The 15,940-nt window shown below is 40.4% G+C and carries 15 protein-coding genes and 1 pseudogene; 2 read left to right on the forward strand and 14 right to left on the reverse strand.

The annotated features are described in order from the left end of the window. Window positions 1-4 precede the first annotated feature (4 nt). From MHI27_RS19785 to MHI27_RS19845, 13 genes and pseudogenes are all read right to left on the reverse strand, one after another. Complete coding sequence (locus tag MHI27_RS19785) at window positions 5-922, reverse strand: N-acetylglucosamine kinase (protein ID WP_042189590.1); 918 nt, start codon at window positions 920-922, stop codon at window positions 5-7. Window positions 923-950: 28 nt separating this feature from the next. After that, a complete protein-coding gene (locus MHI27_RS19790; protein ID WP_405174524.1) occupies window positions 951-2,513 on the reverse strand; it encodes a glycoside hydrolase family 3 protein in 1,563 nt (520 codons plus the stop codon). 17 nt (window positions 2,514-2,530) lie between these two features. Then, window positions 2,531-3,673, reverse strand: a complete 1,143-nt coding sequence (locus MHI27_RS19795; protein WP_405174525.1) for an exo-beta-N-acetylmuramidase NamZ domain-containing protein — start codon at window positions 3,671-3,673, stop codon at window positions 2,531-2,533. A gap of 98 nt (window positions 3,674-3,771) precedes the next feature. Continuing rightward, window positions 3,772-4,479 carry a PIG-L deacetylase family protein gene (locus tag MHI27_RS19800; RefSeq protein ID WP_076100309.1) on the reverse strand — a complete coding sequence of 236 codons (708 nt, stop codon included), beginning with the start codon at window positions 4,477-4,479 and terminating at the stop codon, window positions 3,772-3,774. Window positions 4,480-4,481: 2 nt separating this feature from the next. Then, window positions 4,482-5,453 carry a GNAT family N-acetyltransferase gene (locus MHI27_RS19805; RefSeq protein WP_405174526.1) on the reverse strand — a complete coding sequence of 324 codons (972 nt, stop codon included), beginning with the start codon at window positions 5,451-5,453 and terminating at the stop codon, window positions 4,482-4,484. Then, window positions 5,454-6,674, reverse strand: a complete 1,221-nt coding sequence (locus MHI27_RS19810) for an anhydro-N-acetylmuramic acid kinase (protein ID WP_405174527.1) — start codon at window positions 6,672-6,674, stop codon at window positions 5,454-5,456. Next, window positions 6,674-7,534 (reverse strand): carbohydrate ABC transporter permease, encoded by an 861-nt coding sequence (locus tag MHI27_RS19815; protein WP_341060208.1) that lies wholly within the window; start codon window positions 7,532-7,534, stop codon window positions 6,674-6,676. Before MHI27_RS19815 ends, MHI27_RS19810 begins: the two co-directional genes overlap by 1 nt. 18 nt (window positions 7,535-7,552) lie before the next feature. Then, entirely contained in the window at window positions 7,553-8,455 is a 903-nt protein-coding gene (locus tag MHI27_RS19820; protein WP_060622964.1) for a carbohydrate ABC transporter permease, read from the reverse strand. Window positions 8,456-8,559: 104 nt separating this feature from the next. Continuing rightward, window positions 8,560-10,014: an ABC transporter substrate-binding protein gene (locus MHI27_RS19825; protein WP_036688723.1), complete on the reverse strand. Its 1,455-nt coding sequence runs from the start codon at window positions 10,012-10,014 to the stop codon at window positions 8,560-8,562. A gap of 57 nt (window positions 10,015-10,071) precedes the next feature. Continuing rightward, window positions 10,072-10,977, reverse strand: coding sequence for an N-acetylmuramic acid 6-phosphate etherase (gene murQ, locus MHI27_RS19830; protein WP_036688725.1), 906 nt, complete (start codon window positions 10,975-10,977; stop codon window positions 10,072-10,074). A 572-nt stretch (window positions 10,978-11,549) separates the two neighbouring features. Continuing rightward, a complete protein-coding gene (locus MHI27_RS19835; protein ID WP_060622962.1) occupies window positions 11,550-12,413 on the reverse strand; it encodes a MurR/RpiR family transcriptional regulator in 864 nt (287 codons plus the stop codon). Window positions 12,414-12,718: 305 nt separating this feature from the next. Beyond that, window positions 12,719-13,059: pseudogene (locus MHI27_RS19840) on the reverse strand (MMPL family transporter); the annotation flags it as partial. Further along, window positions 13,037-13,312, reverse strand: coding sequence for a hypothetical protein (locus MHI27_RS19845; RefSeq protein WP_405174528.1), 276 nt, complete (start codon window positions 13,310-13,312; stop codon window positions 13,037-13,039). The gene MHI27_RS19845 and the pseudogene MHI27_RS19840, both read right to left, overlap by 23 nt. A gap of 88 nt (window positions 13,313-13,400) precedes the next feature. On the opposite strand from MHI27_RS19845, the gene MHI27_RS19850 reads away from it, so the two are divergent. Both MHI27_RS19850 and MHI27_RS19855 read left to right on the forward strand, forming a co-directional pair. Then, complete coding sequence (locus MHI27_RS19850; protein ID WP_076299296.1) at window positions 13,401-14,102, forward strand: response regulator transcription factor; 702 nt, start codon at window positions 13,401-13,403, stop codon at window positions 14,100-14,102. A 6-nt stretch (window positions 14,103-14,108) separates the two neighbouring features. Beyond that, window positions 14,109-15,500 carry a sensor histidine kinase KdpD gene (locus MHI27_RS19855; RefSeq protein WP_076299297.1) on the forward strand — a complete coding sequence of 464 codons (1,392 nt, stop codon included), beginning with the start codon at window positions 14,109-14,111 and terminating at the stop codon, window positions 15,498-15,500. Window positions 15,501-15,582: 82 nt separating this feature from the next. Here the strand turns inward: MHI27_RS19855 and MHI27_RS19860 are convergent, their stop codons facing one another. After that, window positions 15,583-15,936: a YxeA family protein gene (locus MHI27_RS19860; protein ID WP_076285453.1), complete on the reverse strand. Its 354-nt coding sequence runs from the start codon at window positions 15,934-15,936 to the stop codon at window positions 15,583-15,585. Between the last annotated feature and the right edge of the window lie 4 nt (window positions 15,937-15,940).

Genomic DNA, 15,940 nt, shown 5'->3' on the forward strand with positions numbered 1-15,940 from the left:
AAAACTAGTCGTTGTTCATTTTTGATCTTCCTAACAGGACAGCACCGTAGGCTGCATCCTTAATCGGCAAAATCAGCTTTGTTTGCGTGTAGCTCTGTGCGAGCTTTCTCTCCAAGGCTTCTTTCACAAAGCGAGACTTTTGCAGCACACTTCCTGCAATCGCAATCGGACTTTCATATAGCTTAAGCCGTTCAATAACAGGCACAACAAGCTCATATAGATTGGCTGCACATTTCTCCGCTAACGCTATTGCATGTGCATCGCCCTTCTCGCATGCGGTCGTCATAATCGGTGCGAGCTGCGCAATATCTTTTTTCGTCGTATTTTTATCATAAACAAAGCCAATAATCTCTTTCACAGTGCTTAATCCAAGCTGCTCATATACCATCGCTGGGATGACCGTATCGGTTATTCTTCCGTCCTCCACTTGAACTAATATGGATAATAGATCGCGCCCAATGCTATAACCGCTTCCCTCGTCATCAATCAGATGACCAAAGCCTCCTGTGCGATGCTGCTCTCCTTTTTCATTGACCCCAAAGCAAATCGATCCTGTACCGGCAATGAGAATGATGCCTTGCATCGCATTTTGTGCCCCGTATAATGCGGTTTCTTGATCGCCTGTAATCGTTAATGACCCGATATAACCGTTATTTCTCACATGCTGCTCCAAAAAATTGATGACCAGCGGATTACTTATTCCTGCCGCACCTATACATATATGAGCAACTTCTTGTAAATTACCGCAGTAGAGCCTCGTTTGACTAAAAATTTCCTCAAAGGAGGCGGCAATAGCATCAGCATCACCACCGTTATAATTAATAGGCCCTACAGTAAAGGTGAATAAAGAGTCTTCCTGGTCATGCGTAATGGTGACAGCTGTTTTCGTGCCACCCCCATCAATTCCAACGATAAATGCCATACCTATGTCCCCTTGTTGTACTTTTTATCTACATCTGTATCGTAATATTGGCGGTGGGTACAACTTCACCATTTAGGATTGGAAGGAGTGATTTGAATGCATCAAGTGTATACTCAAATGCCGCAATTCCGCAGAACTCGCCTTCGATTAACGGTAAATCATATGGGCGACCTAATGTAATGGCCGTTACTTTGCAGCCTGCTGCCAGCAGCTTCTGAACAAGCGCAAGCTGACCTTTGTTTTCACGCGCATTGAACAAGCCGATAACAATATGCTTGTAGCCTTGTACCTTTGGCAGCGCAGCGTTGATTTGCTCCTCGCTCGGGTCAATGTCGATAATCTCATAAGCTGTATTAAAATGCTCCCCCATATATTGCGGAAAGCTAAGAGCTTGATTCAAGCTGCTGGACGCAAGATCGGTGCGGTATGAATAGGAACCCATAAATAACATTTGCTCGTCACCGGTATGAATGGGCTGGAGCTCACCTTTAATGAGGCAGATCGTTTCCGTACGCATTAGCTCATTTGCTCGGCGATGTACATCGCAGCCAACTAGTTCATAATCTAGCTCCTCAATCGTCGCATATTGTGCTTTATAAGCTAAAATTTTTGTAACAGCTGCATCAATCAGCGCTTCATCCAAATCACCGGTGGCTACAGCTTCTTCGATCAAATGAATCGCTTCCTTCACTGTCTCAGGAGTATGGCTAATGAATACCAAATCAATACCTGCTTTAACAGCTCCTAACGCTCCTTTTGCCGTACCATAGTATCGTTTGATCGCGTCCATTTCTAAACAATCCGATACAACTAACCCTTTATATCCTAATTTTCCTTTTAATATCTCTGTAATAATGGTATGAGACATAGTTCCGGGCACACCGGATTTTTCAATTTTCGGAAATAAAATATGTGCACTCATAATCGCTTGAGCGCCTTGCTCAATTGCGGCCTTAAACGGCAACAGCTCAAGCTGCTCTAATTCCTCAAGTGTTTTTTCAATGGTAGGCAAGCCAATATGTGAATCGACATTTGTATCACCATGACCTGGAAAATGCTTAAGTGAGGACATGACGCCTCCATCGAGCAATCCCTTCATCATTTGAATTCCATACTGGGATACTGTTGCAACAGAATCACCATATGAACGAACATTTATGACTGGATTCAATGCATTATTGTTAACGTCCATAACTGGAGCTAGATTAAAATTAATACCTAATGCTTTCAATTCTCTGGCAGTCATTCTGCCTGCTGCATACGCATTTTCAGGTCGTCCTGAAGAAGCAATTGCCATGGCTCCAGCAACATTGGTCGCGTCTTTAGGCATACGAGTGACTCGACCGCCTTCTTGGTCGATCGTAATAAAACCCGGGATACCAGTATGTGTCGTGTACCATTGCTGCAGCTCAGTAACAAGCTCGCCTAATTGATATTTATTGTCGATATTATGTGAGAATAAAATAATATTGCCGACTTTATAATGCTCAATAACTTCCTTCAGCTCAGGAGTGATCTCGGTTGAAGGGAAGCCTGTTACGAACATTTGTCCAATCTTTTCGCGCAAGCTCATATGTTCTATTGTTCTCATCAATTACTCACCTTCCTCTAGCAATATAAATGATACTGCTGTGTTATTTCTGCAAATTGCTTGCTTTCCGCTGCAAACTGTTCAAGCATCTGCTTGGCTTGCATATTTTCCGTACGATACATGTTGTCTCCCCCCAGCAAATCGATAAATGGACGAGAGCCCTCCTTCACAGGAGGCAGGAATGAAAATTGCTCGTACAAATCTCTTATCGTAAATAATAAGGTTACCCCAACTTCTAAAGGCCTCAGCACTTGGAGATCTGTAATGTAAATTTGTACCCCGCCGCATAGCTCGCCACAATGTTTAGATGACGTTGGCTTGAAATGAACTGGACGAAAAAGCACACCCGGGATACCTTTTGCATTCATCTCATCTGCCAATTGCTGCGCTTGAATGAACGGAGCACCAATCATTTCAAAAGGGAACGTTGTTCCACGTCCTTCGGAGCAGTTTGTGCCTTCAAATAAACATGTTCCTGTATATAATAACGCCGTTTCATATCGTGGTATTCCAAGTGAAGGATGAACCCAAGTTAATCCTGTATCCGGGAAGGACATGCTCCGTTCCCAGCCTTCCAAACGAACGACATGCAGCGATGCATTCCAATTCATTTGATCATTTGCCATCGTTGCTACCTCACCTGCTGTTAAGCCGTATCGTACGGCTAGCTCGTAATTTCCAACAAATGATTTGAAGCCGGGCTTCAAGACATTCCCTTCTACCGTTACCCCGTTAAGCGGATTAACACGATCAAGAACAACAAATTCTACACCTGCATTTGCACAATCTTCAAGTGCATACAGCATCGTATAAATAAATGTGTAATAGCGTACACCAACATCTTGAATATCGTATACAATGATGTCTACTTCATTCAGCATTTCTTTTGTTAAACGCTTGGAGTCTTTACGGTACAAGCTATAGACTGGAACATTCGTAAAAGGATCCATGTAAGTGTCTACTAATGCCCCTGCATCCAAATCTCCGCGAACGCCATGCTCAGGTGAAAACATCGCAGCAAGATTAAAATTTTCATGTAATATAGTAATCGTTGATGCAAAATCCTTCGTAAGACCTGTCGGTGCTGTAATCAATCCTACGCGCTTACCTTCGAACAAATAACGATAATTCGTTATAGAATCAATCCCATTTAACACCATATGAAGCTGCCTCCTAGCTGCTTTTTCGCATAAATGGATAGAACAAGGGATTGTTTCCTGCTATACATAGAAACACTCCCTCTTAGCTAGTTGAATAGTTACCAAAGACTAGACTGCCTAACCTTCACCGTTTCAGCAGGTACCATAAATGCTTCTGCATATGTCTTTCTTGCTTCACAGCCGCGAACAACTGCTAGTGCTTTATAGTAATCCATGTATTTGAAAGATTTGCTATTCGTCACAAACCAATGCTTGCTTAAAGCATCTATCCATAGATCAAATGCCGCTTGATCGAAATCCACATATACGTAAGGGACATAATCAACCGCATCCTCCCAGTTTTCGGAGTAATATAATCTTGCTGCAAAGTGCGCGGGGAGCGCTCGTTCAAAGGATGATAGACTTGCGAAGAAACGGGCATCATTTACTATATGATGCGTTAGCGCATGGTCCTTATGCATACTGTTTTTCCAGTGTGTAATAATAATGTTAGGCTTCACGCGACGAATTACATCACAAACCTCCATACGAATTTCCTGATTGTCAGGCAACTCTCCGTCACAATAATCATCGAATACAATGGCTTCACCGCCTAGCATATCCGCAAAAACCTGTGCCTCTTTCACTTTTTGCTGACGATATTCCTTTATATCCTGTCCTGCCGGGACCCCTCGTTCACCCGCAGTTAACGCTAGTGTCACAATGCGATCTCCCTTTAAACTATGACTAGCGAGTACACCACCAGAAGCTAGCTCCACATCACCAACATGTGCTCCAATTGCTAATACTGTGAATTTTTCGCTCATCTTTAAAGTTCCCTCCGCAAAATAGAAAATTGTTTTTCAATAGTAAAGCCCGCTTTTTGATAGATTCGAAGAGCCGGATTATTATTTCCAGTGAATAGAGAGATATATTGACAGCCCACATTTTGAAAAGCTTCAACCATTCTGAAAAATAATACACTGCCAAGGCCATGACCCTCATGCTCTGGGTGCACTCCGATACCGCAAAAAAATGCTCTTCCATCAGGCTGCGAAATAATTGGACCTGCAAAGCCCACAACCTCGTTGCCGTTCACAGCTACTACAAGTGGTGCGCCAACCTTCACATAAGTAACAACATCCTTCTTCCACTGCGGATTTTGCAGGGCAGCAAGCGTTGCTTCAAGCCCTGTATGTAAATCAGGGACATAGGACGTAATGTAATAGTCCTTGCTATTTGCATTGGTTTCCTTATCTAAAATATCTTCGGGAACTATAAAGCTTCCGAGTTTTAAATACATGCCGCATTGCGTCGCTCGATCTTCGTAGCCTTTAGCAATTAAAGCTTCATATAATGGCTGGTCCTTACTGATGCCCGGGGCATTATTATGCTCATGCTGAGGTGCACTTGGTATACTCCACTTCAGCTTAACAGGGTTGAAAAACAATACATCCGCTTGTCTTTTCCCAAGTTCTTGGAATCTTTTTTCTAAACGCAATAGAAAAGCATCGTAAAGCTCCAGAGAAGCCACATGGGTATCTATAATAACACTCGTAATATAACCGGCCACATCTCCAAGAGGGAGATCGTCACCGCAGCAGCCAGCTGCAAAACCAACAATCCCTTTTTCGTCACAGCCTACCCATATACAGTCAGCGTCAAAATAAGGATGGTCGATGAATGTATCTTGAAACTCTCGCTCTGTAAATGGCTTATAATCATATTTTGTAGCCTCACGATTCCAAAGCTCTACAACTGCAGAGTGATCTTCAATTGAAAAGGGTCTGATTTGCAACATTTAAGCCTCCTGTGAACGTCCAATATAGGGCCAGGAAATTTTGCCCATTACTACTGGCTGTGAAGCTCCAGTTACTAGCGGGATATTGTTTGGTAAGCGCTCCATCGTGTAATACGCTAGCAGAGCAAAAGCAATTGCTTCCTTAGCATCACTATTACCACCGATATCCTCCTGCGTCAGCACCTGCACGTTATGCGGTGCAAATAAGTGCTGTAAATCACGCAAAAGCGTCTTGTTATAGCTTCCACCGCCGCCAATTAACAATTGCTCAGCCTGGTGCTGCGGTGCAATATACCGTTCATAGCTATCGACGATGCTCCAGGCAGTTAAGTACGTAGCTGTTGCAACAACATCTTCTGCTTTCCAGTTATTAACCTTCATCATTTCAATAATTTGTGCCACGTATTGTTGGCCAAACCGTTCTCTACCTGTCGATTTTGGTAACGGCATCCTATAATATTTATCCTGCTGCATCCATTTCAATAGCTCATCTATCACTTGACCGCCCGCACCAATTTCGCCATTAACATCCATTGTCATTGGTGCAAATAATTGCGATACAAGGCCATCGATAATCATATTTCCAGGACCCGTATCAAAAGCAAATACCTCATCCGGTGAGGCATTTACAGGCAAAACAGTCACATTGCCTATTCCGCCAATATTTTGCATCAGAAGTGTTTTCTTTGGATTGTTAAACAATAAGTATTCGGTAAATGGTACTAACGGAGCTCCTTGTCCACCCATTGCCATGTCAGCAACTCGAAAGTCTGATACGCAAGGAATTCCTGTGCGATTGGCGATCACTGCACCATCCCCAATCTGAACGGTACAATGCAGATTATAACCGCCCATAACATTCTCATCCGGAGCATGATAGATTGTTTGACCATGCGATCCTACTGCGAATATTTGCGAAGGCGAAAGGCCGCATTTCCCTATAACGGATAATGTGGCTTGGGCGTATAATTCGCCAAGCCACATATTCATTGCGCCAACCTTATCAATCGTAGCGCTAGCGGGATCAAAAAGCTCAAATATGGAGTTTCTAACTTGCACCTCAAAAGGTGTGTTTTCAAAAGCCAGTAATTCAATCTCTACTCCATGCTCTTTTTCGGCTGATGGGAAAAGCTTAACTACTGCTGCATCAATACCATCTACTGATGTACCGGACATCAAGCCAACTAAGTATGTTGCATCAACTTTTGATTGTTTGTCCATTAACCTTTCACCGCTCCAACTGTTACCCCTTCAAGGAAGTATTTTTGTAAACTGAAGAACAAAATAAACATTGGAACTGCTGAAATGGTTGCCCCCGCCATCATCGGTGCAAAGTAAGTTGTATTCGCAAAGCGAAAGTTTTTCAAGCCGACCTGAATGGTTTGCATATCCATCGTATTCGTTACTAGGAACGGCCAGAAAAAGTCATTCCATGCCGCCATGAACGTTAGGATTGCTAGTACTGCCATAATTGTTTTAGATAGAGGCATAATGATATACCAGAAGATTTTAGGCTGGGAACAACCTTCGATTTTAGCAGATTCAATAATTTCACCTGGAATGGAGGACATGAACTGCTTAACCAAGAAGATATTGTATACCGTTACTATGCTCGGCATAATCAACGCTGTGTACGTATTTTGTAATTCAAAAATGTTTACGATCAAAATATATAGTGGAACCTGAGTGACTTGAACAGGAATCATCATAGATCCCAGCAAAATAGCGAACAAAATGTTTTTCCCTTTAAATTTCATTTTTGCAAAAGCATATCCAGCAAGTGTAGCAAAAAATACGTTAGATACCGTGATACACGCTGCCACTATAAAGGAGTTCAATAACCAGTCCCATGTATGTTTGCTGAAGTTAAAGAAGAATTTATAAGATTCAAATGAAATCTTCGATGGTAGGATAGAATAGCTCATTGCACCAGCTTCTACCGGATCACCGAACGAGGAGATGACCATAAAGTATATCGGGAATATGGTAGCTGCGGCAAATAGGATAAGGAACGTAATGTTTGCACCATTACGTATAAACAGATACCCTTTGCTTCTTAAGCTATTGTTGTACAAACCCATAGTATTCTGCTCCTTTTCCTAGTATTCTACATCTTTACCTATAAACTTGAATTGAAGGAAAGATATAAATCCGATAATCGCTGCTAGAACTAATGATTGTGCCGCTGCCTCACCAAACTCAAAATATGTGAACGCATTGTTAAAGATTAACAAACCTACCATTGTTGTTGCATGGTCTGGTCCACCGCCTGTCATAAGATAAGCGTTTTGGAATACTTGGAAGGAACCAATAACACCAGTAACAAGTAGGAATAGCGTTGTTGGCTTAAGGAAAGGGACAACGATAAACCAAAGCTTTTGCAGGAAAGACGCGCCGTCAATTTCAGCTGCTTCATAATAGCTGTTATCAATAGCGAGTAATGCGGCTATATAAATAATAATTGCTGTACCATGACTTGATAACCATGACATTAACACAAGTGAGAACATTGCAGTTGCACTGGAACCAAGCCAGTTTTGATTTTCAATACCTAAAAAACTCACGAGCTTATTGGCAATACCTGATTTTAACGGATCGAAGATCCACAGCCACACAACAGAAAGCGCTACACCAGATGCTACGGCTGGCAAGTAATATAGTGCTTTAAAGATCGTTTGTGTTTTTTTCTTGAAAGGAATAATCAAAATTGAAATTAAAAATGATAGAAGAATATTAAACGGAACAGTTAATAGCGTATATACTAACGTGTTTTTCAGTGCTTTCCAGAAAAGTTCATCTGAAAACGAGTTAACGAAGTTATCCATGCCGACAAAAGTGGATCCTAATGGACCATATTTTTGTAAGCTGATAATAAAAGCATTGATGACTGGATATGCGGTAAATAAAGAAAACGCAATAAGTGCTACTGCGATAAACGCGTATCCCCAACCTGAGTCACTTTCGAGTTTCAATTTTTTTCTTTTAGTCAACGTTTGATTCATTGGGTCGCACCTCTCTTCTAAAAACAGTACAAGCTCTAGCTAATTTAGAAGGAAAGCTGTACGTTCTAGCTACGCACAGCTTTCACATGTCAGCCTACGACAGACTAGTCAACTACAATACCATCTTTACCGAAAGATTTAATTGCAGCAGCTTTAACTGCATCATACATTTCTTGTGGAGCAATCTCATTTGCAAGTAAGGCTTGTAGTTTAGGAATAATAACTTCTGTTTCAATTTTTAATGCTTCAGCAGCCAGATCAGTAGGAATATCTGTACGAGCCGGAAGCGCTTTTGCCATCATAGCTTTACCTGCAGCAACGTTATCTTCGTTACGAGGGAATTTTTCAAGTACTTCTGCATTACGTGCAGATTCAGTAATTGGTGATAAGAACAGCTCATTACTGTAGTTAGCAGCAATTGAACCAGAAGACAAGAAATTCGTTGCTAGGGCAATATTTTTGATGTGCTCTTCAGATGGAGCTTTTTTACCACGAAGTGCGATATAACCATCAACGATTGAAGTAGGGACATAATCGGCACCGTTGAATGTTGGGACTGGAAGTGAAATATAATCAACTTCAATAGAATCTGCAACAGCTGAACCATCGTTCGCTTTAATCTTCTCATTGTTTAGACGAGCAGAGTTTTCAAATGCAGATAAACCTTTACCTGTGATCATCGTTTGACCCGTTAGGAACATGTTCCACCGTTTACCAGCATCGATAGAGCTTAGCTCTTTAGGCATAGAACCATCGTTGATCATTTCGCGAATAGATGTAAGTAGACCCAAGAAGTTTTTGCTTGTATACGTATATTTAAGATCTTTATCGAAGTAATCTGGTAAACCTGCAGTTTTAGCAAGAATAGCTAGATAGTCTTTAGATGCTACACCAGATGTTGCGAACACGAAACCATAACGAGTAGTTTCACCTTTATCATTTTTCACTACGCCTTTAGAAATTGCATTACGGAACTCTTCATAAGTCCAACCGTTTTGTTGAATGCTTTTCCAATCAATTCCGGCTTCTTCAAGGAATTGTTTGTTACCACCGATAGTGTGGATTTCCATATACGCTGGTAGGCCGTATTGAGCGTCACCTAGTTGGAAATATTTCAATGGAACTTCGTCATAATCTGCCTTGGCTTCATCAGAAAGGGCACCGTTAAGGTCGATTAGTACATTAAGTGCTGCATATTTCGAAATTCCTGAAGCACCGATAAAAGCAATATCTGGAGGAGAACCTGCATTTACTTGAGTATCAAGTTTTTGCGTCATATCTTCCCAGCTCGCTGGCTCGATTTTCAAAGTCAAGTTAGGATGTAGTGTATTAAATTCTTTTTCCATATCAGCAAAACGTGTTTGATAGTTCGCTGATATCGGAGGTAAAAGTGCTGTAATCGTATCCTTTTTAGGCTCAGAACCACCGTTACTAGTTCCTGTGTTACCGGAATCTGTAGAAGCTGGAGCGTTATTTCCGTTTCCTCCGCAAGCCGATAATAGTGATACCATCATGATTCCTGACAAAAACAGAGTTAATCCACGTGATCTTTTTTTCATCGAAAACAGCCTCCTCAATTATTAATAGCATCCATCCTGTTATTCCACTTTTCACACCTAAACCAATGATGCGATTGCCTGTTTCAAGCGTCCTCCGTTTGCGTTAAGTACTTGTTCTGCTTCTTTTGCATCTAACCCCGATTTAATCATCATAATTGCCAGCTTACAGTTCATAGATGCTTTTTCAAGTGTTTCTGCGGCGGTTGATGTATCTACACCAGTCGTGTTCATGATGATACGAATCGAGCGATCTACGAGCTTAAAATTACTAGCCTTCAGATCAACCATCAAGTTGTTGTACGTTTTTCCTAACTTGACCATTGTGCATGTTGTCAGCATATTAAGCACCAACTTCTGAGCAGTTCCTGCCTTTAATCGAGTCGAACCGCTAATGACCTCAGGTCCTACAACAGGTGTTATACAAACATCTACAATGGGTTCGAACTTTGAGCCTCTGTTGTTACAAACACCGATAGTGGCTGCTCCAAGTTCCTTTGCTTTCGCTAAAGCTGCAATAACGTAGTTTGCACTACCGCTTGCCGAAATCCCAATAAGTACATCTTTGTTTGTTACACCAATGCTTTCGATTAATGCGATCCCTTCATCCATATCGTCTTCACAGCCTTCAACCGCAGTACGCAAAGCAATATCACCACCAGCAATATAGCCCTGCACCAAGGAAGGATCTGTACCAAAGGTAGGAGGACATTCGGAAGCATCCAGAACACCTAATCTTCCTGATGAGCCAGCTCCTATGTAAAACATTCTTCCACCATTAGACAACCTATGATGTAGAATATCTACCGCCTTTGCAATCTGCGGAATCTCCTCAGCTATAGCTCTGGGGACCAGTGCATCTTGTTGATTCATTAACTGGATCATTTCTTCCGTAGTACATTCATCAATCATTAATGTGTCTGGATTCACAGCCTCTGTTGTCAATCCCGCAAGGTAGTCATTCATAGCCATCCTCCTTCTTTCCAGCCTTAATCTGTCATGCAATTAACAAAACGCGTTAGATTAACTTACAATTATTATGTTCTTATACTAATACAACACCATCGCTTCGTCAATAGATTTTGAAATATAATTTCATAAAGAAAATAAATTCTGATGTTTTATTTCATTCCTTACACACTATGTTATACCACATTTATAAAGCGCTTACAAGATGCAATTTAAATTTTTACTAATTGCTTTGATCGCTATGGCTCTAAGGTTAAATCGATTTAAAAAAATGTATTATTTGCTGATTGTCGCTCCAAACGAAACATAAAGTTACATCATCCGTGTTCAAGCGGATGATGTTTCGTCTTCGATTCCATTCATTTTCTTCCTCATAATTGTGTGCCAAGCTATTAATTATTGAATTAAACTACTTATTATATTCATTAGATCAACGTATTCATCATGTAGATAATCTGACATGGATTGATAAGTAGTACATTTTAGTACACGAATAAGTGAATGAAATACAAAAAAAGAAAGCATTGATCCATGATCAATGCTTTCCTCCACATTCATTCTATCAGAACCTAATTTCTAAGTTTTTTCTTTAATATATTATGCGTTTTTGTTAAGTAGGTTTTTACTTCTTCATATTCTGCACTTGCGACACCAGCAAATAATATGTCGATGATCGTAAGCATCGCAATACGCGAGCCCATAGCCCCACTGCGGATTGTTATTTCAGGTGTGGATATGCTCAGTACAATATCCGCCCGCTCCGCAAGCTCACTTTTATTGTACTTCGTAATCGCAATACATTTTGCTCTATTCTTTTGGGCAATTTCCAGTGCATCAATAATATCACTAGTTGCTCCAGAGTTAGAAATGAAAATGGCAACATCATCTTTCTCAAGTAAAGTTGCTGCCGTGAGCTGACTATGACCATCTGTATAGGCATGACACATCTTATTAATTCGCGAGAACTTCTGTTCCCCGTCCATACAAACGAGTCCCGAAGCACCTATTCCAAAGAAAACAATTCGCTTACTATGACATAGTAATTCTACAGCTCTTGTAATTTCTTTTCGATCAATAACACTAAGCGTATCCTCAATGGACTTGCAATTATTCAATGAAATATTTGATATAATTGTCGAGAGATCATCACCTGGCTGAATATCTGTATATTGAGCCTTTGAATCCTCATCACGAGAACCCAAAGATGCCGATATACTCACAATAAAATTGCGGTATCCGCTGTAACCCATCGTCTTACAGAAACGAAGGACAGATGCATCGCTTGTCTTACTCGATTGAGCCAATTCCTTAATCGACAAATGAGGGATCTCTTCCGTATTTTCTAAAATGTAATCTCCGACCAATCGTTCAACTGGTGTAAAACTCTCTCGCATCTCACGAATTTTAATTAATACGTTGTCATTTAGACTCATAATCTACCTACTCTAGATTTAATTAACACCTTTAATAATATCATAAACAATATAAACAACCTATTTCAATAACAAAATACGTTTTGGCATATCAAAAGCTAATATTAATTAATCTATTAAAATCATCCTACTCTTAGGTCATCTGGTGACTTTACGTTGATTATAGCGTAATAAAGTTGTAAGGTATAGTCGATAATTATATACTTTCTGATATGGTGAAACAAGGGACCACAAAGGTCCCCGAAGATTCTTTCTATTGTTCTCAGCATACGTATAACGCATGTATTTTTAAATTTTACTGCCGTCTAAATATGACTCGATTTGTCAACTACATTCTTTGATGTAGCACCGTTGCTTGAACTATTTAATTTGCTAGCAAGCTGCTTTAATGCAGTTAAGAACACCGGCATGGCCGCTACACTTAGTAATAATAGTGCAATGATTAATACGAATGCTACCTGTATAAGTGTCATTACGCCCGAAGGAATCAACGCGGCGCAGGTGCCTCCTAGAATAAAGGCAGCAGACAATACTACACCAACCATATAACGTGATGCCACTCAATTCTTGATCCAACATCCCCTTCAAGCTCGTTATACCGCATCATCAGGAATATGCTGTAATCAACGCCCAGGGCTGCAATCAAGCCATCTAATGGCATTCCAAAAGCTGTCTGCAAGTTCTTCTTCGAGCTCAAGCGAATACAGTAACTCACCTTCCTCCATCATTTTAGCGAACATCTTCAAAGGGCCATATACAGTGCAGATCAATGCCATGGAAGGCAGGGGGCGTAACAATTTCTCCTCCTTACCTGATTTGGCTATATCTAGAATGAATTTTAATAAATCACCGAATATTGCTTTGCTATGTTCGTCTAAGTAATACCCATCTTCATGCAAGCCTTTCTTTTGCGATTTTTTTGCGCAAGAAATAAAGAGTCCTTTATAATGTAATAATGTACATAAAGACGGATTTGGAGGGAAACAAATGGCAAGTCATAAATGGGTATTAATCATAGACGATGAAGATGATTTAGCTCGTCTGATGAAGGCAGTTTTACATAAAGAAGGTATTGCAGACGTTGTAACTGCCGGGACAGTTGCAGAGGGATGGGACAAGTTTCAGGAGTATAATCCTGAACTTATCTTGCTAGATATTATGCTACCAGATGGTGAAGGATATGACTTATGCAGAAAAATTCGGGAAACATCAAATGCACCGATCTTATTTATGTCTGCAAAGGATGAGGAAATTAATAAGCTGTTAGGACTGGCGATAGGTGGCGATGATTATATCACTAAACCATTCAGTCCAAAAGAAGTCGCTTATCGGGTAAAGGCACAACTGAGAAGAGCTGGCTTTACAGAGGAAAAAAAGGCTCCGAAAAGTTTGCAAGTTGGCCCCTTTGAGCTTAGTGCAAATGAGACAGAATTAAAAAAGAATGGCGAACCCCTTGTACTTACCGCCAAAGAAGTAGGTTTAATGAGCTGTTTCATGCATCATCCTAATCAGATCATAAGCAAAGAAACCTTGTTTGAACAGGTATGGGGTGAAGATTTTTTTGGTTCCGATAATACAGTGATGGTACATATTCGGCGCTTACGCGAAAAAATTGAGGCCGACCCTTCAAATCCTTCCTTTATTTTGACGGTTAAAGGGTTAGGTTATAAATTAAATACCAAGGAGTGAGACTAGTTGAAATGGAAATTGACACTCCGCTTTTTAAGATCGGTTATGACTATTGTTGTGATCGTTGGTATTGTAAACGCGATTTTGTTCCTTTCCTTATTCGTTATAAAGGTAAATAATAATAACTTTGGCACTGAAGAAGCATCTGCAGAAACCTTTAGCCGGACCTTTTCACAATACGTAGAATTACAGGCTGGCAAACCTGTTGTGAATGAAGAAGGTCTCAAAAAACTACAAGAAATGAGCGCCTGGGTACAATTCTTGAATGACCAAGGGGAGCAAGCAGCTGCCTTTTATACCCCTGAAGAATTGAAAACAGAGTATTCTCCTATTGAAATTGTACAAATGTATAAATATAAAGAATTAGATGCACGCACGACGGTTTTTGTCAGCGAAGCCCAAAATTTCAGTTACTTTTTAGGGATTAATAATCCAAAAATAGGCCGGTACGTAATGACCTATGACTACGCTAAAATTTTCAAAGATGTTAATGTTTTTCTTTTCATTTTTTTAATCGTTGATGTGCTTATTGTAATCCTCATTGGATTTCTATTTGGGAAAAAGTTAACTGCACCCCTTCATACATTAATAGAGGGTATTCAACAGCTCAGGGAACGACGTTTTAAGAAAATGCCTACTCCCAAAGGTGTTTATGAAGATGTTTTTCGTAATATGAATGAACTATCTGAAAAGCTCGATCGACATGAAGAGGAACGTAAACGTCTCGATCAAATGCGTGAGGAATGGATTAGCAATGTTTCACATGACATGAAGACACCACTTGCTTCTATTCAAGGTTATGCAGAATTTATTAACGACAGTGCCACAGATTTAACAGCCCAAGAATTACAGGAATACACGTCAATTATCAAGAGTAAATCGATGTATATGAAAGATCTGTTAGATGACCTCAATTTAACGACACGTTTGCGTAATCACCAGCTATCCCTGCAATTTGAAGAGGTGAATCTCGTTCAGTTTCTACGAGAAATGACGATTGAACTTTTAAATGACCCGACCTTTGGTGAACGGCAGATAGAGTTTGAGGCAAATGTGGTTAAAGCCGTACATAAAGTAGATAAAAAATTACTAAAACGAGCGATCCTTAACTTTATCTACAACGCGCTGGTGCATAACGATGAAAATGTTGTGGTGAAGATTCGAGTGGAAACCATTAGTCCGCATACCCAAATTACAATTTCTGATAATGGCCAGGGTATTCCAGCTAAAGATCTGGAACAGGTTTTCGAACGCTACTATCGGGGTACAAACACAACGAGTAAGCATGGAACTGGGTTAGGTATGGCCATCGCAAGAGACATTATTTGGGCTCATGAGGGGAACCTCGATTTGACGAGCGATGAAAATACCGGTACCACCATTACTATACTTTTATAATACAGATGACTTACTTACTCATTAGGCAGAGAAAAGGGCTGTTCTCCACTTACTTTATTGGAGACAGCCCTTCTTCAATTTATTAGTTTTTTAGTGCCTTTAGCGGAATATCCTCTAATTTCACTTCATCGTATGAGGAGACTTGATCACCTTTTTTTACATACATTTTCAAGTAGGCGCCTTTACGAAGATTTTTTTGTGCATTAAATTCCAGTGGAATTGTAGTACCTTTGGCATTTGTAGCCTCTAGTGTATAAGAATAAGAGGTCATGACCGAACCATCGCTCAGTTTATATTCATGGGGTTCCCCATCCTCAGTGATTTGTAAGTAGTAATTTTCGGCATTGAAGCGATTGAAATCAATCTTGGCTATAGCAAAGACCCCTACAACTCCAATAACAAACAAAATACCCATAGTAATTAGAAATTTTTTCATCTCA

The organism is Paenibacillus sp. FSL H8-0261, from assembly GCF_045040645.1.
Taxonomy (GTDB): Bacteria; Bacillota; Bacilli; order Paenibacillales; family Paenibacillaceae; genus Paenibacillus_AQ.